Annotated in this window: 23 protein-coding genes; 4 read left to right on the top strand and 19 right to left on the bottom strand. The window is 49.4% G+C overall.

Annotated features, from left to right (window positions below; translation table 11 throughout):
• Window positions 1-39: 39 nt before the first annotated feature.
• From ACFFLD_RS03765 to ACFFLD_RS03675, 19 genes are all read right to left on the bottom strand, one after another.
• On the bottom strand, window positions 40-1,665 hold the full coding sequence (locus ACFFLD_RS03765; protein ID WP_386036528.1) for a pilus assembly PilX family protein: 1,626 nt from the start codon (window positions 1,663-1,665) through the stop codon (window positions 40-42).
• On the bottom strand, window positions 1,662-2,147 hold the full coding sequence (locus tag ACFFLD_RS03760) for a PilW family protein (protein WP_386036531.1): 486 nt from the start codon (window positions 2,145-2,147) through the stop codon (window positions 1,662-1,664). Before ACFFLD_RS03760 ends, ACFFLD_RS03765 begins: the two co-directional genes overlap by 4 nt.
• Complete coding sequence (gene pilV / locus ACFFLD_RS03755; protein WP_386036534.1) at window positions 2,144-2,587, bottom strand: type IV pilus modification protein PilV; 444 nt, start codon at window positions 2,585-2,587, stop codon at window positions 2,144-2,146. Before pilV ends, ACFFLD_RS03760 begins: the two co-directional genes overlap by 4 nt.
• Window positions 2,584-3,168, bottom strand: a complete 585-nt coding sequence (locus ACFFLD_RS03750; protein ID WP_386036537.1) for a pilus assembly FimT family protein — start codon at window positions 3,166-3,168, stop codon at window positions 2,584-2,586. Before ACFFLD_RS03750 ends, pilV begins: the two co-directional genes overlap by 4 nt.
• Window positions 3,155-3,559, bottom strand: a complete 405-nt coding sequence (locus ACFFLD_RS03745) for a type IV pilin protein (RefSeq protein ID WP_386036540.1) — start codon at window positions 3,557-3,559, stop codon at window positions 3,155-3,157. The genes ACFFLD_RS03750 and ACFFLD_RS03745 overlap by 14 nt, the downstream gene beginning before the upstream one ends.
• Before the next feature lie 81 nt (window positions 3,560-3,640).
• Window positions 3,641-4,621, bottom strand: a complete 981-nt coding sequence (gene ispH, locus ACFFLD_RS03740) for a 4-hydroxy-3-methylbut-2-enyl diphosphate reductase (protein WP_386036672.1) — start codon at window positions 4,619-4,621, stop codon at window positions 3,641-3,643.
• Window positions 4,622-4,715: 94 nt separating this feature from the next.
• Complete coding sequence (fkpB, locus tag ACFFLD_RS03735; RefSeq protein WP_386036543.1) at window positions 4,716-5,162, bottom strand: FKBP-type peptidyl-prolyl cis-trans isomerase; 447 nt, start codon at window positions 5,160-5,162, stop codon at window positions 4,716-4,718.
• 19 nt (window positions 5,163-5,181) lie between these two features.
• Complete coding sequence (gene lspA, locus ACFFLD_RS03730; protein WP_386036546.1) at window positions 5,182-5,736, bottom strand: signal peptidase II; 555 nt, start codon at window positions 5,734-5,736, stop codon at window positions 5,182-5,184.
• Complete coding sequence (gene ileS, locus ACFFLD_RS03725) at window positions 5,729-8,599, bottom strand: isoleucine--tRNA ligase (RefSeq protein WP_386036549.1); 2,871 nt, start codon at window positions 8,597-8,599, stop codon at window positions 5,729-5,731. The genes lspA and ileS overlap by 8 nt, the downstream gene beginning before the upstream one ends.
• Window positions 8,583-9,662 carry a bifunctional riboflavin kinase/FAD synthetase gene (gene ribF, locus ACFFLD_RS03720; RefSeq protein ID WP_386036552.1) on the bottom strand — a complete coding sequence of 360 codons (1,080 nt, stop codon included), beginning with the start codon at window positions 9,660-9,662 and terminating at the stop codon, window positions 8,583-8,585. Before ribF ends, ileS begins: the two co-directional genes overlap by 17 nt.
• Before the next feature lie 66 nt (window positions 9,663-9,728).
• Window positions 9,729-11,300 (bottom strand): murein biosynthesis integral membrane protein MurJ, encoded by a 1,572-nt coding sequence (gene murJ, locus ACFFLD_RS03715; RefSeq protein ID WP_386036555.1) that lies wholly within the window; start codon window positions 11,298-11,300, stop codon window positions 9,729-9,731.
• A gap of 72 nt (window positions 11,301-11,372) precedes the next feature.
• The gene (rpsT, locus tag ACFFLD_RS03710; RefSeq protein ID WP_022521977.1) at window positions 11,373-11,639 is read right to left on the bottom strand and encodes a 30S ribosomal protein S20; all 267 of its coding nucleotides are present in this window, start codon (window positions 11,637-11,639) and stop codon (window positions 11,373-11,375) included.
• A 268-nt stretch (window positions 11,640-11,907) separates the two neighbouring features.
• Window positions 11,908-12,480, bottom strand: a complete 573-nt coding sequence (locus ACFFLD_RS03705) for a PIN domain-containing protein (RefSeq protein ID WP_386036559.1) — start codon at window positions 12,478-12,480, stop codon at window positions 11,908-11,910.
• A complete protein-coding gene (locus tag ACFFLD_RS03700) occupies window positions 12,480-12,935 on the bottom strand; it encodes a helix-turn-helix domain-containing protein (protein ID WP_386036561.1) in 456 nt (151 codons plus the stop codon). The genes ACFFLD_RS03705 and ACFFLD_RS03700 overlap by 1 nt, the downstream gene beginning before the upstream one ends.
• A gap of 76 nt (window positions 12,936-13,011) precedes the next feature.
• Window positions 13,012-13,767, bottom strand: a complete 756-nt coding sequence (locus tag ACFFLD_RS03695) for an amino acid ABC transporter ATP-binding protein (RefSeq protein ID WP_386036564.1) — start codon at window positions 13,765-13,767, stop codon at window positions 13,012-13,014.
• A complete protein-coding gene (locus ACFFLD_RS03690) occupies window positions 13,764-14,432 on the bottom strand; it encodes an amino acid ABC transporter permease (RefSeq protein ID WP_386036567.1) in 669 nt (222 codons plus the stop codon). The genes ACFFLD_RS03695 and ACFFLD_RS03690 overlap by 4 nt, the downstream gene beginning before the upstream one ends.
• A 174-nt stretch (window positions 14,433-14,606) precedes the next feature.
• Window positions 14,607-15,377, bottom strand: a complete 771-nt coding sequence (locus ACFFLD_RS03685; RefSeq protein WP_386036570.1) for an amino acid ABC transporter substrate-binding protein — start codon at window positions 15,375-15,377, stop codon at window positions 14,607-14,609.
• 159 nt (window positions 15,378-15,536) lie between these two features.
• Window positions 15,537-16,256 carry a cell division protein ZipA C-terminal FtsZ-binding domain-containing protein gene (locus ACFFLD_RS03680; protein ID WP_386036573.1) on the bottom strand — a complete coding sequence of 240 codons (720 nt, stop codon included), beginning with the start codon at window positions 16,254-16,256 and terminating at the stop codon, window positions 15,537-15,539.
• A 252-nt stretch (window positions 16,257-16,508) separates the two neighbouring features.
• Window positions 16,509-17,969 carry a flagellin N-terminal helical domain-containing protein gene (locus ACFFLD_RS03675; RefSeq protein WP_386036576.1) on the bottom strand — a complete coding sequence of 487 codons (1,461 nt, stop codon included), beginning with the start codon at window positions 17,967-17,969 and terminating at the stop codon, window positions 16,509-16,511.
• A gap of 572 nt (window positions 17,970-18,541) precedes the next feature.
• Here ACFFLD_RS03675 and rfbB point away from each other — a divergent pair.
• Genes rfbB through ACFFLD_RS03655 form a run of 4 tightly spaced genes read left to right on the top strand, consistent with a single transcriptional unit; the run spans window position 18,542 to window position 23,530 of the window.
• Complete coding sequence (rfbB, locus tag ACFFLD_RS03670) at window positions 18,542-19,612, top strand: dTDP-glucose 4,6-dehydratase (protein ID WP_386036579.1); 1,071 nt, start codon at window positions 18,542-18,544, stop codon at window positions 19,610-19,612.
• Window positions 19,609-20,478 carry a glucose-1-phosphate thymidylyltransferase RfbA gene (rfbA, locus tag ACFFLD_RS03665; RefSeq protein ID WP_386036582.1) on the top strand — a complete coding sequence of 290 codons (870 nt, stop codon included), beginning with the start codon at window positions 19,609-19,611 and terminating at the stop codon, window positions 20,476-20,478. The genes rfbB and rfbA overlap by 4 nt, the downstream gene beginning before the upstream one ends.
• On the top strand, window positions 20,475-21,584 hold the full coding sequence (locus ACFFLD_RS03660; RefSeq protein WP_386036585.1) for a DegT/DnrJ/EryC1/StrS family aminotransferase: 1,110 nt from the start codon (window positions 20,475-20,477) through the stop codon (window positions 21,582-21,584). The genes rfbA and ACFFLD_RS03660 overlap by 4 nt, the downstream gene beginning before the upstream one ends.
• A gap of 11 nt (window positions 21,585-21,595) precedes the next feature.
• Complete coding sequence (locus ACFFLD_RS03655; RefSeq protein ID WP_386036588.1) at window positions 21,596-23,530, top strand: NAD-dependent epimerase/dehydratase family protein; 1,935 nt, start codon at window positions 21,596-21,598, stop codon at window positions 23,528-23,530.
• Window position 23,531 lies beyond the last annotated feature (1 nt).

Here is a 23,531-nt window from a genome sequence, read left to right as displayed (position 1 = left end):
GATAACATACCATAGCTACCTACCTACATATATTCTCGACTACTGCCAGCGCGGTTTAAATCCTGTTGCAGTGCCGCTGCTAGACTCTGTCTCAATGTACTGCCCATCTGCAACACTGTTTATTTCATTAAAAATCAAATGGCTGCTACCTATAGCGTTAATTTTATTTGCCCATACACTCCCTGACACTCTGCTGCCCATCAGCGTCACTCCTGCGCTGGGCGCATATATATTACCGACCAGATGGCTTCCACCACTTAATGTCACCGCATCTTCCACCCCGGCATAGCTTGAATTAATCGTCAAAGGGGCTTGGCCGTTACGTGTTGCAGACCCGCTTCCCATCTGTAAATTAGACGCTAGAGTTGTTTTCCCTTTAACAAAAAGCTCCAGCCAGGCATTATCTTCGATAATTAGTCCATTACCACCTCCGCTAACACTAAAAGCTCCTTCGACCACCATACGAAGTTGGGCAGGCTTTGCCTGGCTATCACTTTCAACTCCTGAAACGATGAAAGTCGAGTTGCTCGCTAATATTAAATCATCGACAACGATAGCATTATTAATAACTTGAGAATGCTTCGTCCAACCATTCTGACTACTATCACAAGTGACATATTTATTGTTACAAATATCAAAACCCAATAAGTTCCAAAAAAAATTCAAAAAAAAGTTAATTATGCATCTTAAATCTAAAAACCCACACTGATCAAACACGGGCGATCCAGATGTTCTAGGCTTTTCATCATAATAAAACAGCCCTTCTGGAGTTAATGCCCATTGGCGACGTGGGTAGTCACCCATCGCTATATTCCCCACACTTTTACCATACTGCTGTTTTAATGTGGCTGTATGCTGAGCCAGAGCTGACGAATCAAAAAAAACATCACAGCGTTGAGGAGTACCTGTGATGTTAGCAGCGTTGCCAACAATGCGGGTTCCTGATGGCTGAAAGATGACACCTTGAGCATATGCATTACCTGTAATGGCCGAAGAGCCAGTTAACATAATATCTCGTTGAGATCGCACATTACCGTAAGCGTCAGCATCTCCGTCTAACGTAATGCTATCACCCTGCTCACTGCCTAAATTATAGAGAAGATTGTAGGTTTGTGAGTCAGCCGAAATAAATCCCGCGGGATCTTGTGAACATACGGTGTCGTTAGAGCGACAGCTAGCAGCCAAAGAACTTCCGTTGAGCAACATTTGCCTGCATGCCAAGAATGGCGAACGAAAATTCTGCGCGGTTCCTGATGCATTGAAAGTAATCACTGTAGGTGCTTTAGCGCCAGCCTGCGCTCCCCATGCTTCTAACGTAATTTGGTCGCCACTGCGAGACACATTCACTATCAGGTTGCTATCAGCTTCACTAAGACTATTGCCCGAGAGAGCTATTAATTCATCTTCGCTAAGCGTTTTACTCTCTCCATCATCTAGATCAGCCAAGCTACTTTTTAAAAATTCGGTTAAGTTGTCCTTGTTTTCATCACTGATAGTTGCCGCCAAAAAACCCTCACCCCCCATTTGCGACTGCACAGAGGCGCGATAGTTGCCCGCCAGTCGTTCATCAATCAAGGCGCTCTGCATACCTGACATGCCTAACATCAGCGCGCCTGATAACAGGGCCATCACAATGACTAACGCGGCGCCTTGTTGCTGTTTCATGAGGTTGGCTCTAGTGAGGTGATAACTTTATTGCGCTCGCTGACGATAAAGCGAATCTCGTCGCAAATATTCTCGCCGCCTTCTCGGCAATCCCCGATCGGCAACGTTAGTGTATGAGATATGCCATCACCGTTGGTGGTTGAAAGTTCTGGGCAATCTGACTCGCCATCAACTCGGGCAAGATCTACTAGCGGCTGGTTATTATCCATGTTCTGCAACACACAGTAATAACGAGTGCTGCTACCCGAACCGCGTTGATCAGAGACAATCGCATAGTTAGCAATGTCTCCTTTACGTCCCGCTTCTGAGAGGGTGCTGGCAGCAAAAATGAGAGCTTCTTGTTTACGGCTCACTTGGTCAACGGTTCGAAACGTTTGAAAAGTCGTTAAAAACAGCTGGCCAGCGCCTAGAATAATGACCGTACCGATGGCCATGGCCACCATCAGCTCAACCAGGGTAAAGCCTTGCTGGCTATTACTCATGGCGTGCTCTCAATACGCACTATGCGTGGAAGGCTAAAGGTGTAATCAAACGGGTCGCTGCTTTCGTCACTCCCCTCCACTTTTACGCTCACATGGATTCGGCAGCCATCACCCTTCTCCCGCTCAATACTATTTTGTGCTTCATTAACGCTACGTAAAGGCGTTACATTACTGCCCTGAAACCAATGCGCCCTCCATGCCGCTTGTACCGCGGTAACATCGATATTGTCACAGTTTTTGCCTGCTTCCAGATCAGCTAGCGCTGCCCAGAGCCTTTCCTGAGCATCTACAGCCGCCACACTGGCTACCGAGCGCTGGTAACCTGCGTTGGCGCTTTGCAGCGCTTTAAGTTGCATGGCAGCCACGCCGATCAAGCCAATAGAAAGAACCAGCAGTGCGATAAGTGCCTCTATTAAGCTAAAGCCTCGCTGGTGGGTCATAAAAATGACTCCTTCCTACGAATGCTGCCCGTTGTGTTAACACTCAGCGTAATAGGGGCAATCGCGTCCTTCTGAGGGTTAGAGCTAATCGTAATATCACAAGGCGTGGAGGGACATCCCTCAAGACTCGCATCCCCCAGCCCTTGGAAGGTAAGTGAAAACGCTTGCTCTGGCGTTGTTATCGAGGATAGCTGACCTACCCTCAATACCTTATCGGTGTCAGTACTTGTTGCTACCCAGTAGCACCAGCCTGAGTAACGGTAGCGGGTGCTCTCCTGACCGCCTTCGCCTGTGGTATCCGCGACTTCGTTACTGCGACACGATTCAGGTCGACGGTTAGCGGTGGTGGTATCGGGAGACGAAAACATGACGTCTATATCCGTGCGCTGTTTAATTGCTTCGCTGCGGGCAAAGCTCAACACGGAGATCATCTCGTTAACATCGCTTGCTAGCTGTTGGCGGACAACAAAGGTCGCGAATTTAGGCACCGCTATCATTGCGATAATCGCAGCGATCATGAGCGTAATTAACAGCTCAATCAGAGTAAAGCCGCGCTGTTTTCTGGGCTTACCAGCAGGCATCGGGTAACCGTTCGCCGCTTGAGCTGAGGGTCAACTCGTTGCAACCGTCATCTTGATTGGGCTTTTGATTGGATTCGGCGGTGAGTAGATAACCGTCGCCGGTACTCGTCATCTCAATCGTATAGTTGCTTTCAGGGGAGGAGCTACTGATAGAACAATTACTGTACGTATAGGAACGCGTATAGCAGCGTTCCAATTCAGATGCGGCCTGCATCAGGTCCGCATGAGCATCGGTTCGCACTGATTTTTGTACGTAGCGGGTGTAGCTGGGATAGGCAATGGACGCGACAATGCCAATAATCACCAGCACTATCATTAGCTCAATGAGGGTAAAGCCGCGCTGGCCATTCACGAAAGAACGGCCAGTGAAAGAATGAGAAACATAAGGCACGCAGCTTTGCTCCTGTATTAGTCGACTCATACTCTTTGAGTATGTCGCAAACCAATACACTTTGCATCACGAAACCTATGATTAACTGCTAGCGATTACCTTTTCTCTCAACTCTTTAGGCATTGAGAATGTAATGGTTTCTTCACGCCCCTGAAGCTCTTCGGGTATCGCGGCCCCCAGGCTTTGCAGCTTGGTGATCACCCCTTTCACCAGCACTTCAGGAGCACTGGCACCGGCGGTAACGCCCACACGTGCCACGTTTGCAAGCCACTGTGGATCGATTTGCTCGGCATTATCGATCAGATAAGCGGGGGTGCCCATACGCTCAGAGAGCTCTCGCAAGCGGTTTGAGTTAGAGCTATTGGGGCTGCCGACGACCAGCAGTAAATCGCACTGGGCCGCGAGCTCACGCACCGCATCCTGCCGGTTTTGAGTCGCGTAGCAGATATCATCATTACGTGGCCCCTGAATCTCGGCAAACCTCTCACGCAACGCGTCAATCACTTTGGCGGTGTCATCCATCGACAGCGTTGTCTGGGTCACGAAGGCGAGCTTGGAAGGGTCACGCACGTCTAGCTTAGCGACGTCGTTTTCATCCTCTACCAAGTAGATACTGCCACCGTGTGACGTGTCGTAACGCCCCATGGTACCTTCTACTTCTGGATGCCCTTGGTGCCCTATCAGGATGCACTCTTGCCCACGCTTAGCGTAGCGCAGTACTTCCAGGTGAACCTTGGTCACCAGCGGACAGGTCGCATCAAACACCTTCAAACCGCGCCGTTCGGCGTCGGCCTGCACTGCCCGCGAAACACCATGAGCAGAGAAGATGACGATGACATCGTCAGGCACTTCATCCAACTCTTCGACAAAGACGGCCCCACGGTCACGCAGCGTTTCCACGACGAAGCGGTTGTGGACAACCTCGTGGCGCACGTAAATGGGCGGGCCAAAAACGTCCAACGCGCGGTTAACGATATCAATAGCGCGGTCTACACCCGCACAAAAACCGCGCGGATTAGCCAGCTTGATTTCGATGGGCTGTGTTTGCTGCTCTGGTTTCATAAGCTCGGTCTGCATAAGCTCTGGTCGCATAAGCTCTGGTTGCATAAATAATGCCTTGATGCCAGAAGCATCGTTGGATGAATTCTGCCGCCTGCTAGTGGGTCGTGACGGGTTTCACGTCAAGCACTTCGACCTCAAACGTGAGCGTACGCCCCGCCAAAGGATGGTTGAAGTCGACCTCGATTCGATCACCCTCGATAGTTTTGACCACTCCGGGCAATTCAGTTCCCGCTTTATCGGCAAACGACATTACCATACCCACTTCCGGGGCCTCGTCGCCAAAGTCAGCCCGCTTCAGGGTCTGAATATTCTGCGGATTGTGTTGGCCGAAGGCATGTTCGGGGGTTATCTGGAACGTTTCGTTCTGACCTGGGGCCATGCCTTTAATGGGGTGTTCAAAGCCGGGCGGCAAGTTACCGTCGCCAACCTCAAAGGTGGCCGGTGCCTTGTCTTTAGTGGAATCCACCAAGGTGCCATCTTCCAGCTTTAAGGTGAAGTGCAGCGTCACTTCCATGCCATCATCTATACGGTAGTCGCTCATTAAAGCTCTCAATATTCAGTTAATGCGAAGCGGCATGCGCCTTTTTGCGCCGCCGTTCTCCCATGATAGATTCCCAAATCAACCCAACCGCTCCCAGGGTAATCGCAATATCCGCCACATTAAATGCTGGGTAGTACCATCCGGCAGCGTGGAAGGAAAGGAAATCAACCACGTAGCCATGCACCAAACGGTCATAGAGATTACCCAGCGCCCCGCCGATAATCAGTGGCAGCGCAATCGCTAATAATTTTTCGTCGTTTTTAATACGCGACAGCCAAACGGTTAAGCCTATGCTGGCTCCTATCGCAATCAGTGCAAACAGCCAACGCTGCCAGCCGGGATGAGTCGCTAAAAAGCTAAACGCCGCCCCCGTATTGTGCAGAAGCGTGAGATTAAAAAACGGCAGCACTTCCACTGGTTGCGCATAGCCAAGTTGGCTACTGGCCACGTACTTGGTGGCTAAATCCAACACGATGATCGCCACCGCCAGCCACAGCCAGCGCAGTGGCCGTCGCATGGGCGGACGCTGCGCTTCTTCACTGCTCGACTCATTGCTGGACAGAGTATTAGGCATAGTAACGAATCTCACCGCTGCCGTCGGGAAGATTACTGATACAACGACCACATAGATCTGGATGCTCAGCATGTGCGCCCACATCTGGACGATGGTGCCAGCAACGCTCGCATTTGGCGTTGTCGCTGACTTTAACGGCCACTTTCAAACCTTCAAGTTCCGTTGCTTCCGCATCGCTCACCTCAGCCTCACTCGCAGCAGACAGCGGCTTAAGCGTGACTTCGCTGGTCAGCATGACGAAGCGCAACTCTTCACCCAGTTTGGCCAGGGTGGTGTTCAGTTCGTCACTGACATACAAGGTAACTTCTGCTGCCAAACTACCTTTGATCACTTTGGCATTACGCGCATCTTCCAGGCACTTATTGACCGAGTGCTTAACTTCCAGCACCTGCTCCCAGAAGGCACGGCCTAACTCGGCACCTTCGTCAAGGCAGCCAAGGTCAGTGTAGTAGGTCTCAAGCAGTACGCTATCGCCACGCTTACCGGGGATATTTTCGTGGATCTCTTCGGCGGTGAAGGAGAGAATCGGCGCGATCCAGCGGCTGAGCGCTTCAACCACATGATAGAGCGCGGTTTGTGCACTACGCCGCGCGACAGAGTCAGTTTGCGTGGTGTATTGGCGATCCTTGATGACATCCAGATAGAAGCCACCTAGCTCGCGTGCACAGAAGCCATGCACTTGCTGGTAGACATCCAGAAAGCGGTACTCTTCATAGGCTTTCTCAATGCGTGCCTGCAGCTGGTAGGCACGATCCACCACCCACTGATCCAGCGCCAGCATATCGCCAAACGCGACCTGGTTGCGCTCAGGGTCGAAACCATTAAGGTTCGATAGCAGGAAACGAGCGGTGTTACGAATCCGGCGGTACACGTCGGAGGTGCGTTTCAAGATCTCATCTGATACTGCCATTTCGCCGGAGTAATCCGTTGACGCTACCCATAAGCGCAAGATATCGCCACCCAGCTTATCCATCACTTCTTGCGGCGCGACCACATTGCCCAGTGATTTGGACTGCTTACGCCCCTGCGAATCAACGGTAAACCCGTGGGTCAGCAACTGACGATACGGCGGATGTCCGTCAATCGCCGAGCCCGTTAGCAGTGATGAGTGGAACCAGCCACGGTGCTGATCCGACCCTTCGAGATACAGGTCAGCGCGCGGGCCGCTTTCATGACCGTGCGGGTGCGAGCCACGCAGTACGTGGCGATGAGTGGTACCGGAATCAAACCAGACATCCAGGGTATCGGTGACTTTATCGTACTCGGCGGCTTCTGCGCCCAGCAGCTCGGCCGGGTCCAGCTTGAACCACGCGTCGATGCCTTCATTTTCAACGCGCTTGGCGGCCTCTTCCATCAACTCGACGGTACGCGGGTGCAGCTCGCCGGTTTGCTTATGAAGGAAGAACGGAATCGGTACGCCCCAGTTACGCTGACGTGAGATACACCAGTCCGGGCGGTTCGCGATCATACTGTGTAGGCGCGCCTGCCCCCAGGCGGGAGTGAAGGCGGTGGCTTCGATACCTTCCAGGGCACGTTCACGTAGCGTTACGCCATCTTTCCCCTGAATGTCCATGCCCACAAACCACTGCGCCGTTGCGCGGTAGATCACCGGCGTCTTGTGGCGCCAGCAGTGCATATAGCTGTGCTTGATCGGCGTGTGCGCCATCAGCGCCTTCACGTCGCTCAGCTTCTCGATGATATGAGGATTAGCCTTCCAGATCATCTGCCCGCCAAAAAACGGCAGGTCATCGACATAAACACCGTTTCCCTGAACCGGATTGAGCATGTCGTCGAACTCCATGCCATGCTCGCGGCAGGTGATAAAGTCATCCATGCCGTATGAAGGCGCTGAGTGAACAATACCGGTGCTGCCAACCTCGGACTCGACATAATCCGCCAGGTAAACCGGCGATAGACGATCATAGAACGGGTGGCGGAAATTGATCAGATCTAGGTTTTTGCCTTGAGTGGTGGCAATGACCTCACCCTGCAAGCCAAAGCGCTCCAAGCAACTTTCTACCAACTCTTCGGCCAACAGCAACAAACGCTCGCCGGTATCGACCAGTGCGTAGGTAAACTCAGGATGTACGTTGAGCGCCTGGTTGGCTGGAATGGTCCACGGTGTTGTAGTCCAGATCACTACCGCTGCCGGTTTGGTCAGCTCAGCCAACCCAAACGCAGTCGCGAGTTTATCGGCATCTTCTACCGGGAAGGCAACGTCGATGGCATCGGACTTCTTATCCGCGTATTCGACTTCAGCTTCCGCCAGCGCGGACCCACAATCAAAGCACCAGTTGACTGGCTTCAGGCCTTTAAAGACATACCCCGCATCGACCATATCGGCCAACGCGCGGATCTCGCCGGCTTCGTTGGCGAAATTCATGGTGCGATAAGGGTGGTCCCAGTCACCGATAATGCCCAGGCGCACAAAATCAGCCAACTGCGTTTCAACCTGCGCGCCAGCGTATTCACGACACAGCTCACGGGCATGTTCTGGTGCCAGGTGCTTGCCGTGGGTGGTTTCTACCTTGTGCTCAATCGGCAAGCCGTGGCAGTCCCAACCGGGCACGTAGGGCGCGTCGAAACCGGCTAAATTCTTCGATTTAACGATAATATCTTTCAGAATTTTGTTAACGGCGTGACCAATATGGATACTGCCGTTGGCGTAGGGAGGGCCATCGTGCAGCACAAACAGCGGCGCCCCCGCACGCGCTTCGCGCAGGCGCTGGTAAATATTCATATCCTGCCACTGGGAAACCCGCCCCGGCTCTTGCTTAGGCAGCATGCCGCGCATGGGGAAATCAGTTTCAGGCAAATTCAGCGTGTGCTTATAATCCATGGTCTGGTCAGCCGTTGTTAGCATCGGCGGCATCATCCGCCGAATATGAATCAGAAGAAATCGTATTTGAAGACGCAGTATTTGAAGACCCGGTATTTGAAGACATGGCCTCACGCCCAAGTGGGGCCGAGGCCAGCGGAAGAGAATAGTATTGCTCGCCCGCCGCTGTTAAATACTGTCGAGCACGGGCCTGATCACGTTCAATTTGCGCTTTAAGCGCCTCAAGGTCGTCAAACTTAACCTCGCCCCGCAGGCGCGCACAGGGGTAAACCGTCATGTGCTGGCCGTAAAGATCGCCCTTAAAGTCCAGCAGGTGTACTTCCAAGGTGGGTCGCTTTGCGCCTACCGTCGGACGAAAGCCGACATTGGCCACCGCCGGGTAGCGTTTACCATCATCCATTTCCGCTACCACCGCGAAGACGCCTCGCAGCGTTAATGGTTGCGGGAGCAGCGGCAAATTGGCGGTAGGAACACCAATGGTGCGGCCTAGCTGCTGATCGCGAACCACCCGGCCAGCCAATGAATAGGGACGTCCTAACAAACGCGCAGCAGCGGAAAAATTACCGCTTGCCAGCAGCGTTCTAACCCGCGAACTGGATACGCGCTCGTCGTCGACCGTGAAGGTACGCGTATGCTCTACCCCATACCCCTGCGCTTGCCCGACCTCCGCCAGCAGCGCAAAATCACCACGGCGATCACAGCCAAAGCGGAAATCATCGCCTACCACCAAGTGCTTAACATCTAACCCGTCAATCAATACCTGGTCGATAAATTCACGTCCGGTAAGACTGCGCAGGGCATCGTTAAACGGCAACACCAGTACCTGCTCGGCGCCGAAATCCCGGAGTAGTCGCACCTTTTCACGTAGCCGTGTCAGCCGTGGAGGTGCTTGATCACCAGCAAAAAACTCGCGCGGCTGAGGCTCAAATACCACGACCGTCAGCGGTACATGAAAGCGCGCGGCGTGTTCACGACACTGCTGAAGAATGGCTTGATGACCACGATGCACCCCATCGAAATTTCCGATCGTCGCAACGCAGCCACGATGAGCCGCTTTCAAGTTGTGCAGACCTCGAATGACGCGCATGGCACCTCAGCCGTTGGAGGATATAAAGCCTCTGATTATAACGAACACACCCACCAGGGCGCAGTATTACGAGTGAATTTTAAAATGACGAACGCGCAGACCAAGTGCCGCCAGCCACGTGAAGTAAAGCCCGCCGCCCAACACCACTAACCCGGAGACCCAGCTGATTCGTTGCCAAAGCCCGAAAGAGAGCCAGTCATGCCAGTCTGGTGCTACAAAATAGAGCGCCAGGCTCATCAACGTACTACCACCCAAGAGCTGGAAAGCAAAGCGTTGCCAGCCTGGCTGAAAAACCAATACGTCGCGCTTATATAACAAATAACCCAATAAACCAGCATTTAAAAACGCTGAGAGCGCAGTAGCTAGCGCCAACCCCGCATGGGCCAGCGGCCAAATCAGCAGTAGGTTAAACACCATATTAGCGACCATGGCGATAATGCCGACTTTGACAGGGGTGCGCGTGTTCTGCTGAGCATAAAACCCTGGCGCCAATACCTTAATGAGCATAAACGCCACTAAACCGAACGAATAGGCTCGCAGGCTCATGGCCGCCATTTGGATATCGGTGTCAGTCATTGCACCATAATGGAAAAGGGTAATTAATAGCGGTTCAGCCAGTACCGCCAGCGCCAGCGCGGCGGGCAAGCCCAACAGTAGTACCATTCGAATGGCCCAGTCCAGCATCGCTGCAAAGTGCTCTTTCGATTTTTCAGCATGACGTCTGGACAACGCAGGTAAAATGATTGTACCAATCGCCACGCCAAAAACACCCAGCGGCAGCTCCACCAAACGGTCCGAGTAATAAAGCCATGACACGCTACCCGCCGCCAGTAGCGAGGCTAAAACGGTATCCAGCAATAGATTTATCTGCGATACCGACACCCCGAACAGTGCAGGCCCCATCAACTTGAGTATGCGCCGCACCCCCTCATGGGCAAAATTGGGCCATGGGGTAGGTAGCAACCCTAAACGCACCAGAAATGGCACTTGAAAAGCGAGCTGCGCGACACCTGCAATTAACACTCCCCAGGCCAACGCCATGGCAGGCTCTTCCATCAACGGCATTAACAGAAGTGCTGAACCGATCAGTGAAAGATTTAACAGCACCGGGGTAAAAGCAGGCACCGCAAAACGACTCCAGGTATTCATGACACTACCTGAAAACGCGGTGAGCGAGATCAGCAATAAATAAGGGAAGGTAATGCGCAGCATTTCCGCTGTCATTGCCAGCTTTTCAGGATCGCGCCCAAAACCAGGCGCAAACAACCAGACAAGCCAAGGCGCACACAGCATTGCCAGCGCGGTAATCAGCGCTAATACGGCCGTTAAACTGCCGGCGGTGGCATTCAGCAGCTCGCGTATGTCTTCTCGGCTACGCTGGCTCGAGTACTCTGAAAGCACCGGCACAAACGCCTGATTAAAGGCCCCTTCCCCAAATAGCCTGCGCAGAAAATTAGGGATTTTAAAAGCCACAAAAAAGGCATCGGCGCCGCTTCCTGCGCCTAACAACGTCGCCACCACCACGTCACGCGCAAGCCCCATCACCCTTGACAACATGGTCATGGCACTCACTACCAGCCCGGAGCGCATGAGGCCACTGCGGACGGTGGGGGGATTAGGTGTTTTGATCGCCGTCATAGGTTATCCAGCAAAAAGCATCCAGACACAAAAAAACCGGCCGTAGCCGGTTTTTTTAGGGCGCCTGCCGACTTACGCCGCCAGTGCCTTAATACGCTTGTTCAAACGGCTCTTCAGGCGAGCTGCTTTCTTCTTGGACAGCACGTCTTTGTCAGCAATACGGTCAACGACCGGCTGCATAGCCTTGAACTCTTCCATTGCCTTGGCGTGGTCGCCGGTGCCGATCGCTTTCACTACACGCTTGATGTAGGTGCGGACCATGCTGCGCTGGCTGGATTTCAGGACGCGACGGTTCTCGGCCTGGCGGGCGCGCTTGCGAGCTTGCTTGCTGTTCGCCACAGGGTATCTCCTTGGAGAATAAAGGTTGCCGATAAGCGGCAACGAAATTAAATATATATTTGTCGACTGCGCTATCACAGCTCGACATTTCCGCAACAACCAATTGATTTGGCAGGCGATTCACCCTACCAAAAAGTGTAACGGGCAGTTAAAATACGCTGCCCATTCACGGGTCTTGTCTGAGAGGATGGCGTAGTCTATCACGCGCTACGCGTGCTTGCCAGCGTCATTCAGAGCAAGAAAAGCACTCACCAGACTAGGCGAAACTTCAAAGCATTAAACGGTATCGCCTAAGCTCGCTGACGGTTTCAGGAAGCCGCTGATTCAACAACAAACCAAGATACTCATCCACATCAAAGGGCGGATGCTGCAAGCTTTTCCTATGCCGTTGAGCCGCCTGGATAACGTCGCCAGGGCTTAATGCCATCATGTCCGATAAAAACTCATCAGGGTGGATTGCCATAATATCGTAATCAGCGACAATAGCGTCTGGAAAATCTTTGAGGTTAAACGTAATAATCGCTTCAGCACCACTATGAATAGCGCAAGCGAGCACATGACAGTCATTGGGGTCTGGCAACTTAAGCCCATTAATTAATGGCTCAAAGCCTACTACAACCGCATCACGGGTATGTTTATCCATTAGCTCACGGACACGTTCTAGCTTTTCCCATGATAGATCACTGCGCTGAGCTAACAGGCTTCTCATCCATTCCTCATGTATTTGGCGCGACCAGCGCGCCCGATACAAATCGGTCATTGCCAGATATATAAGTAAGCTTCTTAGCGGAGCAGGGTAGAGGACGCAGGCATCGTAAACCACCGTGTAGTAAGAACTCATTAATAGCCCAGACCCAGTGACTGGTCGAGCGACGACAGTTCATCAAGCACCTTAAGCCGCTGCTGATCCACCTCCTGCTTGTACGTCATCACATCTGTGTACTTAACTTTTCGACGATTACCTACACGATGGTAAGGAATGCTTCCTTCATCCAATAGCTTGATAAACGTTGGACGCGACATATTCATCAAATCGGCCGCTTCCTGAGTCGTCATTTCAGCATGAACAGGAATCAATTTTACGCTATTACCTTCACCTAACTCTGTCAGTATATCGACCAACAAACGAAGCGCACTTACGGGTATCTCTACATGGCGCGCACGACCATCTTTGCCTGGGAGAACTACCTGCTGCGTAGACGCATTAGCTTCTACATAAGCAGCCAACTCGCGGCTCGAAAGCTTTGCAAACGCGGACTCTTCTTGGCTAGGTAACGTGTCAGTAAGCAACACCATTATCTCATCTCCTCAAAAGGGATCACCTACCAGAGTAGCATTATTCGAAATTTTCGCAAAACCGCATTGGTACCATTTATGGCGAAGGCTGCCCGCTGGCGGCGAGGATTTTATGCAAGAACTGACGTGTGCGTTCATCTTTTGGTGCAGTGAACAACTCTTCAGGCGGAGCTTGCTCAACGATGCCGCCATCATCCATAAAGACAACCCGGTCGGCCACATCTCTGGCAAACTGCATTTCATGCGTTACCACGATCATTGTCTGCCGCTCTACCGCCAACTGCTTCATCAGGGCCAAAACCTCTTCCACCCACTGAGGATCAAGGGATGAGGTTGGCTCATCAAACAGAATCACATCGGCATTGGCGGCCATGGCGCGGCCAATGCCAACACGCTGCTGCTGGCCACCAGATAGAGAAGCCGGATAAGCATCGGCTTTTTCCGCCAAACCAATACGCTCCAGAATCTCCCTGGCTCGCGCATGTGCCTGCGCCTTTGGCAGCTTATCCACCACAATCATGCCTTCGCTGATATTCTCAAGCGCGGTTTTATTGGCGAACAAACCATAGTTCTGAAACACAAACGCTGTGCGGCGACGCAGTGCCAGGATATCAGCCCGGCTGGCACGCTGAGTATCAACGCTTAAGTCACCCACTTTCAAACGCCCGGAATCGGGCCGCTCCAGAAAGTTAATACAGCGTAAAAGCGTCGACTTACCAGTACCCGAAGGCCCGATGATTACGATAATTTCCCCTTGGGAAAGGGTTAAATCAATATCGTTAAACACCGTATGGTCGCCAAACCGTTTAGTGATGCCTTGCAGCGAAATCATCGTTGATAGGCCTTGTTCAGGTAAATTTCCAATCGACGCTGCCCCCAGGAGAGCACCTCCACCACCGCCCAATAAATAAGCGCCACCAGCAGGAAAGCCTCTAAATAAAGAAAGCTGCCCGCCGCCTCTTTTTGCGTAGCGCCCATCAACTCGGTGACCCCTAACGTAAAGGCGAGCGAAGTCGCCTTGATCATATCGATAAAATAATTCATCAGCGTAGGCGTCGCCACGCGAGTGGCTTGAGGAAGAATAATACGCCGCATCAACTGGGACTGGGTCATGCCGATGGAGAGTGCCGCTTCGGTCTGGCTACGATCAATCCCGACGATCGCCGCGCGGATGGACTCGGCCATATAAGCCGAGAAATGCAACGTTAATCCCAGTACCGCGGCCGTTACCCCGGTAATCGAGATCAACGCACTGATCAGCTGCGGCAGGCCGTAGTAAAAAAGAAACAGCTGAACCAGCAGCGGCGTACCGCGGAAAAACGAGATAAACAGTAGCGAAGCCCCGTTCAAGAACGGCACCCGGGAAACACGCACCACCGCCAGCAGGCACGCCAGGATGAGTGCAAACACCATAGCTATCGTTGCCATTTCCAGCGTGAGCGGCAAATAGCTCAGCAGAATCGGCAACAGCTCCCACATATACTCAAGGTTAAGCATGGTCATTCAACATGGTTATTCAAAAGGGTTTTTCAAAAGAATTATTCAACATAGTCATTCAATAAGAGCATTCAGTACGGTCATTCAACGCGGTCATCAAAAACATGGCCAAATTGCTGATAAGCAAACGGCCGTGGCAATGCCACGGCCGCGTTATAACAATAGCCCAAGCGCTTAAGGTTGCGTGATATCGCTATCAAACCACTTTTCAGATATCTCGCTCAATTCACCACTTTCGTGTAGCTCCGCTAGCGCGGCGTTAACACGGTCACGCTGTTCGCGGCCTGTCTCGTCATCACGGAACGGTAGCGCGTTCTCAATGGTTGAGAAGGGCTGGCCCGCCAGCTCTAATGGTAAGCCTTTCTCTTTAATGACTTGCGTCGCGCTCACACGATCCATGACAAACGCTTCAACACGGCCCAGCGCTACATCCTGCTCAATGTTGGACTCATAGGTACGGATATCGATCTCATCGGCATTGGGCTGCTCACGTAGTAGCTGCTCGTAGTTAGACCCCAGGTTCACCGCCACACTTTTGCCGGATAAGTCTTCAACCCCCTGAATGGTGTCATTACCTTCACGCACAACGACTTGCGCACCGTCATATACATAGGGTTCGGTAAAGACATACTTGGCTTCACGTTCTGGCGTAATGGTGATCTGATTGGCAATGGTATCGACACGGCCAGACTCAAGCATGCCTGCCAAACCAGAGAAACTTGCGGTAACGAACTCGATGTCATCACCGGTGATCTCACCCACGGCATTCATCACATCGACCTCAAAGCCCTTTAGCTCGTCCTGTTCAACGAAGGTGAAAGGGAAATAACCGCCTGACATACCCACGCGGAGCGTGTCTGCTTGGGTAGAGGCAGCGAATACGCCGCTGGCCACGCTCAGCGAAAGCGCGGCGAGGGTAATATTAAATGTGCGTAATAGTGGCATAAATTTATTTCCTCATGTCGTGATAGCGACGATCCGAATAGCCGCACATAAACGCATGCAGCATTATGGCTACTATCTTACCCTCACGACAAAAAGCAAACAAAAGAATATAAAAATTAATTTTTATTCTTTTTCAGAATATACCACTTACACTAGACACTACCGGTGACGGATTGCATGGTATGTTTTAGTAGTCGCCACCTGACGTTCAGCATCCAATACGCTTCCACCTAACGCGGCCAACGCCTGCGCAAACGTGACAAATTTTTCCAACTGTACTTTATCAAACCCGCGTTTGCGCTTGGGCTTTTTAAGGATCACGCTCACACCACTAATCAAGAAATCTTCTTTCTGGAACGACTCTACGGGGGGCATCACCCCAGGCGGGTAGGCGTTGGTGACTAAAAATGGGTTCTGCGGAGTGACTCCCGGGACGCTATATACATGCAGTGCGTCATCGTAGTGAGCCTCCCACTGTTGCAAGCTTAGCTGAAGTTGCTTATTAAGCTCAATGCTGGGCTTTTCAAACATGACGAAGAGCACGTGATTATCGCTGTTGTCGTCAGCATCGACACTTTTAGTGTCCATTTCTAGGCTAACATCCGGCTCGGGTGACATAGAGACAGCGCCCAACTTAACAACGGCATTATCGATAGCGGCTTTATCAACAGCAATATCGTTACCTAGAGGCGGCTTTACCTCTGGCTTAGTATTAGATGCCAGCTTCCGACCGAACTTCAACCACTCCCCACCGCGGGACATTCCTCCTTCCAGCACTCCTTTCCTTCGCAACAAGTAATACATCAGGATTATCAAGCTATTGAAACTTAGCCAGCCCGCAGCGATCGTCATCATTAATGCTATTTTTTGCGGATTCATGGGTGGTCTCCCGCTAGTTAAGTAGACCGTGGTTTGCATTCTTGTAAGTGATCCAAACCTTACTATAACTTAATCATTATTAAATACTAAGTAAGATTTACTCTAGCGAATAAAGCCACAAAGGGAGGTGCTTCGGCGAGTAATCGGATACGGATTACCAAAGGGTGATAAGTCATCTTCATCAATTACTGGCATAAAAATGGGACCTTATACGGTCCCGTTTTGACTATTAGCTACCTATCGGTTAGCTAATTAACCCAGCAATGAAAGAACATTTTGTGGGTGCTGATTGGCCTGTGCCAGCATCGAAGTACCCGCTTGCTGAAGTATCTGCGCTTTAACCATATTGGACGCTTCAATAGCGTAGTCGGTGTCTTCGATTCTCGATTTAGCAGCCCCTAAACTCACTTGCTCATGGCTCAAGGTGCCAATGGCAGATTCGAAACGATTATTTAGTGCCCCATATTCACTCCGATAGCCATCTACCTGCCCCATCGCCTGCTGAAGTTTTTGCATTGCCTCAAGCGCTTTCTCTCTGGGGTCCAGCGCCACGCCTTTGAGTCCCAATGAATAGGTGTCAGAAGGTGTCGGAGCAATCGTGATACTCTCGGCTTTCTGACCAACGCCAGCACTTACCAATATATTGGTAGAGGTGCTAACAGGAGTTAATGCAGGTTCGGGATCGTCATATTCAATCGGCATATCATCCCAGGTAGCGCTGGCGTTAAAAGAGCCCTTACCCACTACGAAAACGATCAGGTTTTCCGTCACCTTGTCGATGGTTACTCGTTCTCGCATATTGTCAGTCAGCTGGCCATTGTTGAACTCGGTACTGTCATCATCCGCCGACGCCAGCGCAAGCCGATCACCGTCTCCACTAAAGGTAATTTTCATACCGTTGTAGTCGAGCTCAACAGGCGGCGAATTCAGGTCATAGCTTCCAGCAGCATCTTGAAACAAACTAGCATCGTAGCTGGCACTCGGTTGAAAGCCATTATCAGTCGTAATCAAAGCAGTATTAGCAGACGCTGTATCAGTGATGTTTTGAAATTGCCATACATAGTCAGGATGGTCACCATCAATAGGGGTACCTATCAGGTGCTTTCCATCTTGAGTGAATATCTGAAAATCATCATCGTAAGCCTGAGAATCAATTTCAAGCACAACGTTGGTAGCGCCAACGGGTATGTAAGACAAGGAAACCGTGCCCGAGGTAAAGCCCTTAAAGCTAGGCTCAAGAAGCTCGGTAATATGGGGTGCATTACCCAGTTTAACGGGTAACGGACGCGGTTCAGCGGGCGCGAGCGGTGTTTTCCCAAACGCCTCAGTACTGAATGCTAACCGATCGATCTCCTCAGCCAGTTGCTGATACTCGGCATTGATTGAGGAGCGATCAGCATCCGAAAGGGTGCCATTTGCGGATTGAATAGCCAGCTCACGTGAGCGCTGCAAAATATCGTTAATACTATCCAATCCACCTTCGGCAGTTTGCATCAACGAGATACCATCATTGATGCCTCGAGTTAAGGTTTTCCCAGCCTGGAGGGTGGAATCCATACGATTAACAATAGCCTGCCCAGCAGCATCATCTTTCGCCCCGTTAATACGCAACCCAGATGACAAACGCTCGATAGCTGTCGCCATCGAAGACTGGGAGCGCTGGAGCTGATTTTGGCCGCTTAAAGAGAGCAGGTTCGTATTAATAACCGCCATTCAGGGCATCCTTGTACACAATTCATTGCAATTGGTAACGGCAGGAGGAATAGGAACTTTAGTTTTTATAAAAAAATTTTCGAATCTCGCTACAGTACATTTCCTGCCCCGACCTACTGCCGATAGGCGATTAACTCTTTTTTGGCCTAAAGTAGCGCGACATGGAGCTTGTTGGGAAAGGTTTCGGGGGAGGCCTATCAGCCGTCAGCCCTAGGTGAATTCGCCCGCTGAGTCTAGTGATCGGTGCTTGAGCGCTTTAAGAACTGAAAAGCTGCACAACAATCAAGTGTTTAGTTACCTCTATACTCATCAAAAAGATAAAGTGAATTTAGGAATTGCTAGGCTCTTACTGTAACCGCGCATGCGTAGCTCCAAAGACCAATACATACAGCGCATCTCGTGGATCAACACTCTCTTCAGTGACAACCATCCTATGCTTAAATGACATTCATAAGCACCACGAACCACTCTTTTCTCTCGTTTGCAGCCGCAGCAGTATGACAAGATATCGATATGCGCAATGGCACCATTCATTCTGATTCAACAACTTCGCACCAAGGCACCCCATCATAATGACGACATTATTCATCACAGGCGGCGCAGGGTTTATAGGTAGCGCTGTTGTCAGATTTTTGATGACCCATACCGATTGGCAGATTATCAATATCGATAAACTGACTTACGCTGCCAATCTTGATGCGCTAGAAGGCGCTGCCGCCAGTAAACGTTATCACTTGGCCCAAGTTGATATTTGTGATGGCGCCGCGATAGAACAGGTTTTTCATCAGTATCAGCCTGATGCCGTTATGCATTTGGCCGCTGAAAGCCATGTGGATCGGTCCATCAGTGGCCCAGCAACGTTTATTGAAACCAATATTGTGGGCACTTACACACTGCTAGAAACGGCAAGGCATTACTGGATTAGCCTAAGTGGTCAGAAAAGAGAAAAATTCCGTTTCCATCACGTATCAACGGATGAAGTATATGGCGATTTAGCGCCTAACGACCCCGCTTTTTCAGAAACAACCCCTTACTCCCCCAGCTCACCCTATTCTGCGAGTAAAGCGAGTTCCGATCACCTGGTACGTGCTTGGCACCGAACCTATAGGCTTCCGGTAGTAATCACCAACTGCTCAAACAACTACGGCCCTTGGCAGCATGAGGAGAAGCTAATTCCCTTGATGATTAACCGCGCGCTCGCAGGCGAAGACTTACCTGTCTATGGAAATGGGCAACAGCGACGAGACTGGCTGTATGTAGAGGATCATGCCCATGCCCTTTATCAAACATTGACTCAAGGTAGCATAGGACAGACCTACAACATTGGTGGCAGCAATGAGTACAGCAATATCGAGGTTGTGAAAAAAGTGTGTGCGCTACTGGATGAGCTGGTCCCTAGCGCTCAAGGGACTTATACAGAGCAAATTACGTTTGTAAAAGATCGGCCAGGTCATGACCAACGATATGCTATTAATAATAACAAAATCACCCAAGAACTAGGCTGGCTCCCCAAAGAGACCTTCGATAGCGGGTTGCGAAAGACAGTGCATTGGGCCGTTAGACTCCATTCACTTAAGCATGATAACGAAACGCAGCCACGGGTCGAGATGGCACTAATAACAAACCACAAGGGCCACCCATGAAAGGTATCATCTTGGCAGGGGGCAGTGGTTCACGGCTATACCCCATCACTATGGGCGTTTCCAAGCAACTTCTGCCCATCTACGACAAACCGATGATTTACTATCCGTTGTCAGTGCTAATGCTAGCGGGCATTCGAGAAGTATTAATCATCACTACGCCTGATGACCAAACAAGCTTTCAGCGATTACTGGGGGATGGAAGTCGTTTTGGTATAAATCTTACCTATGCAGCACAGCCCAGGCCAGAAGGCTTAGCACAAGCATTTATTATTGGGGAAAGTTTCATTGGTGGCGATAATGTCTGTCTCGTACTTGGCGATAATATCTTTTATGGTCAAAGCTTTACACCCAAGCTCCGCCAAGCGGCTGCTAGGAATGGCTGTGCAACCGTGTTTGGCTACCAAGTAAAAGATCCCGAACGCTTTGGCGTTGTGTCATTTAATTCTGAACGACGCGCTGTCAGCATAGAAGAAAAACCCAAACGACCGCTCTCAAATTTTGCTGTTACCGGCCTCTACTTCTATGACAATGATGTTATTGAGATTGCCAAGCAAGTCCAGCCGTCCAAACGAGGTGAACTAGAGATCACCTCTATCAATAAAGCCTATCTTGAACGTGGCGACTTACACGTAGAGCTACTTGGGCGGGGGTTTGCATGGCTTGACACAGGCACTCATGCCAGCCTACTAGAAGCCGCACAATTCGTTGAGACGATCGAAAAACGCCAAGGTTATAAAATCGCCTGCCTGGAAGAAATTGCCTTCAACCAAGGTTGGTTAAGCAAGGAGGCTTTGATTAGCCTAAGCCAACCGTTGGAGAAAAGCGGGTACGGAGCTTACTTAAGACAATTAACGAGTGAAACATGAGCGATAAGCCCATTTATGTGACAGAGCCATACCTTCCTCCACTGGAAGAGTTCATTCCCTATTTGGAGAAAATATGGGAAAGCAAGCGGCTAACCAATAATGGTCCTATGCATGAGCAGCTCGAAGAGGCACTTTGCGGGTATTTAGGCGTGCCAGAGATAGCGCTCTTCAATAACGGCACTATAGCATTACTCACCGCATTACAAGCACTGAGAATTACTGGTGAGGTCATCACCACCCCATTTTCATTTGTAGCAACAGCACATGCCTTAACCTGGAATGGTATAACACCTGTTTTTGTCGATATTGACCCTAACACCTTTAATATTGATCCAACTAAAATTGAAGCTGCGATCACCCCCCGTACCGCTGCTATTATGCCTGTACATTGCTATGGAAACCCTTGCGACATCGACGCAATACAAGCAATAGCAGATAAATACAATCTAAAGGTTATTTATGATGCTGCCCACGCTTTCGGCGTTGAAGATGAAGGGGGCAGTATACTAAGACATGGGGATTTGAGTGCAGTTAGCTTTCATGCCACTAAAGTTTTCAATACGTTTGAAGGCGGCGCAATCATCTGCCCTGATAAAAAAACAAAGCAGCATATTAACAATTTAAAAAACTTCGGCATTGTTGATGAAATCACGGTCGTAGCAGCTGGCATTAACGGCAAGATGAGCGAATTAAATGCTGCTTTTGGCTTGCTACAGTTACAATATATCGACAATGCCCTCCAAAAGCGCAAGGCTCTTGATAATCTATACCGGCTTTCGCTAGAGAATGTACCAAGTATAACTTTACCAAACAGCTTATGCCCAAGAAAACACAACTACGCATACTTTCCTATTATAATTGAAAAAAATTATCCATTAAATAGGGATGAGCTGTATCACTTCCTTAAAGAACACAACATTCACACCCGCAGATATTTCTATCCGCTAATTAGTGATACTACCCAGTACAACAGCATGAACAAACAACATGATCTAAGCCACGCAAAAGCTATTTCTGAAAAAATCTTATGCCTACCAATCTTTCCTGATATGGAAGATGCCACGCTTAAAGAAATCATTACGCTGATCGAAAAACCCACAAAATGAATGATACCAATATGCAGAAGATAGTTATTGGCGTTTGCTCTGTAGGAAGTGGCGTGGGTCAGTCTGTAGTAGACTCATGTTCTTTTTTTAGGGAAAAAGTAACACTGATTGGTCTAGGGAATAACCCATTGGCCTACGGCGCATTCGATTGTGACGACTATGCACTAATCCCCAGCTACTATGACAGTGACTACATAACTCAGTTAAAGAACTGTATTCAGTATTATGGTATACAAGTTTTAATTCCTGGACATGATGACGAAGCCCTCCTATTAGCCAGGTATCATAAGACGCTATCATCACTGGGAACCAAACTTATTGTTTCACCTCACGAATTAATTAGCAAATGTCGATCTAAATCGACATACATAAATAGTTTTCATGAAGCAGCCAAATATTTCGTTAAAAGCTACCATCCTGATGAAATAAATGATCAGGATTTACCTTTAATAAGGAAACCAGAACAAGGGTTCGCTTCTAATGGAATCAGCATTATTAATACTAGAAAAAAACTTGATGCTTGCAAACATGAATCGGGCTATATTTATCAGGAAATAGCATCGCCTCGAAAAATCGACCCAAGCTATACTACATTCTCTAAAAAGCTAGCAACGGGCGGAAACTTACAAGTTTCAGAAATCTCACTGCAGTTAATTTTAAATAAAGACTCAACCGTAGTCGAATCATGTGCAACTTACAACTCTCTCAAAGATGGTATTCCTATTGAAATAAAGCCCTACCCGCTTTGTGAATTAGCAGAATTTATAAAAAACATAGCTTTGTCGCTAAAAAGACTTAATGCATTCGGCCCTATAAATATTCAAGGAAGAATGACGGACAATGGCTTTAAAGTTTTTGAAATCAACCCTAGGTTTACAGGCATTACTGGCTTAAGAGCGAAGCTTGGATTTAATGAAGTCGAGTATTGTGTCTTCAATTTAATATACAATCAATACACGAAGTCTCTATCGCTTGCTGACGGATACATAGGGATTAGACAAGTTGCTAGCAAAAAGGTACAAAAGGCTAGAGTAAAACCAATAGTAAAAGAAGATGTTCTCCAAAAAAGAATTCTTCTTACTGGATCAAGCGGAATGATAGGAAGTCGTCTTTTTGAACAACTATCAAGCCAGGGTCATAACATTGCTAAGCTTTATACACAAGAAAAAAAGACAAATGATAAAAACGCATACTCATTAGGAGATTTAAACTCAGGAACAATCAATCTTTCAAATTTTGATACCATTATTCATCTAGGTTTTGCTAGACCGAATAGCAATGATAATGAAATACACTCATCTTTAGTTAATAGCTTTGAATTAATCACCCAGACAATTCAAAGCTCGGTAGATCAATTTATTTTTGTATCATCACAGAGTGTATACGGATTTTCAGAAAATGAAACATTCACTGAAGAGTGTGAGACTAATCCGCAAAGTAGCTACGCGCGGGCCAAGGTAACTGTTGAGAATCATATAAAAAGCCTAACTAAATTATCGAACGAAACTAGATTCACAGTACTCAGGCTTGCTTCTGTCATAGCTCCTATTGAGAGCAATTTAGCTCATGAAGCATATTCATCAATGACAGCAGACCTACTTCAAAATAAAACTATCACTCTTAACACACCCAATCGTTTAATAAGTAAAATTGATATTAATGATGCATTAGACGCTATAGCCCATTTCGTTAACTACACTTCAAATCATGCATACGAAATAGTCAATATAGGCCCAGCTAAAACCTACAGCTTATTAGACACTATAAAGACAATAGCTACCGAACTAGGGAAACCCGAGAAATCGATTCACATCGACTCCACAGAAGACAGTGCAATTAACAATCTAGTGGTTTCTGCAGAAAAAGCAAAGAAGGAATATGGCTGGGAGGCGAAAACAAGCATCACTGAAACAGCAAATTATTTTAAAGATTATCTCGGATATTAAA

It is taken from the genome of Vreelandella sulfidaeris, assembly GCF_042429665.1.
In the GTDB taxonomy this organism is placed as follows: Bacteria; Pseudomonadota; Gammaproteobacteria; order Pseudomonadales; family Halomonadaceae; genus Vreelandella.
The sequence above is the reverse complement of the archived record's forward strand: the minus strand, read 5'-3'. Positions and strand labels throughout refer to the sequence as shown.

What these genes read in the sequence shown, in the direction of transcription:
- ACFFLD_RS03765 (WP_386036528.1), bottom strand. Translation starts at nt 1,665, where the DNA reads ATGAAACAGCAACAAGGCGCCGCGTTAGTCATTGTGATGGCCCTGTTA.
- ACFFLD_RS03760 (WP_386036531.1), bottom strand. Translation starts at nt 2,147, where the DNA reads ATGAGTAATAGCCAGCAAGGCTTTACCCTGGTTGAGCTGATGGTGGCC.
- pilV (WP_386036534.1), bottom strand. Translation starts at nt 2,587, where the DNA reads ATGACCCACCAGCGAGGCTTTAGCTTAATAGAGGCACTTATCGCACTG.
- ACFFLD_RS03750 (WP_386036537.1), bottom strand. Translation starts at nt 3,168, where the DNA reads ATGCCTGCTGGTAAGCCCAGAAAACAGCGCGGCTTTACTCTGATTGAG.
- ispH (WP_386036672.1), bottom strand. Translation starts at nt 4,621, where the DNA reads ATGAAACCAGAGCAGCAAACACAGCCCATCGAAATCAAGCTGGCTAAT.
- fkpB (WP_386036543.1), bottom strand. Translation starts at nt 5,162, where the DNA reads ATGAGCGACTACCGTATAGATGATGGCATGGAAGTGACGCTGCACTTC.
- lspA (WP_386036546.1), bottom strand. Translation starts at nt 5,736, where the DNA reads ATGCCTAATACTCTGTCCAGCAATGAGTCGAGCAGTGAAGAAGCGCAG.
- ileS (WP_386036549.1), bottom strand. Translation starts at nt 8,599, where the DNA reads ATGCTAACAACGGCTGACCAGACCATGGATTATAAGCACACGCTGAAT.
- ribF (WP_386036552.1), bottom strand. Translation starts at nt 9,662, where the DNA reads ATGCGCGTCATTCGAGGTCTGCACAACTTGAAAGCGGCTCATCGTGGC.
- murJ (WP_386036555.1), bottom strand. Translation starts at nt 11,300, where the DNA reads ATGACGGCGATCAAAACACCTAATCCCCCCACCGTCCGCAGTGGCCTC.
- ACFFLD_RS03705 (WP_386036559.1), bottom strand. Translation starts at nt 12,480, where the DNA reads ATGAGTTCTTACTACACGGTGGTTTACGATGCCTGCGTCCTCTACCCT.
- ACFFLD_RS03700 (WP_386036561.1), bottom strand. Translation starts at nt 12,935, where the DNA reads ATGGTGTTGCTTACTGACACGTTACCTAGCCAAGAAGAGTCCGCGTTT.
- ACFFLD_RS03695 (WP_386036564.1), bottom strand. Translation starts at nt 13,767, where the DNA reads ATGATTTCGCTGCAAGGCATCACTAAACGGTTTGGCGACCATACGGTG.
- ACFFLD_RS03690 (WP_386036567.1), bottom strand. Translation starts at nt 14,432, where the DNA reads ATGCTTAACCTTGAGTATATGTGGGAGCTGTTGCCGATTCTGCTGAGC.
- ACFFLD_RS03685 (WP_386036570.1), bottom strand. Translation starts at nt 15,377, where the DNA reads ATGCCACTATTACGCACATTTAATATTACCCTCGCCGCGCTTTCGCTG.
- ACFFLD_RS03680 (WP_386036573.1), bottom strand. Translation starts at nt 16,256, where the DNA reads ATGAATCCGCAAAAAATAGCATTAATGATGACGATCGCTGCGGGCTGG.
- ACFFLD_RS03675 (WP_386036576.1), bottom strand. Translation starts at nt 17,969, where the DNA reads ATGGCGGTTATTAATACGAACCTGCTCTCTTTAAGCGGCCAAAATCAG.
- rfbB (WP_386036579.1), top strand. Translation starts at nt 18,542, where the DNA reads ATGACGACATTATTCATCACAGGCGGCGCAGGGTTTATAGGTAGCGCT.
- rfbA (WP_386036582.1), top strand. Translation starts at nt 19,609, where the DNA reads ATGAAAGGTATCATCTTGGCAGGGGGCAGTGGTTCACGGCTATACCCC.
- ACFFLD_RS03660 (WP_386036585.1), top strand. Translation starts at nt 20,475, where the DNA reads ATGAGCGATAAGCCCATTTATGTGACAGAGCCATACCTTCCTCCACTG.
- ACFFLD_RS03655 (WP_386036588.1), top strand. Translation starts at nt 21,596, where the DNA reads ATGCAGAAGATAGTTATTGGCGTTTGCTCTGTAGGAAGTGGCGTGGGT.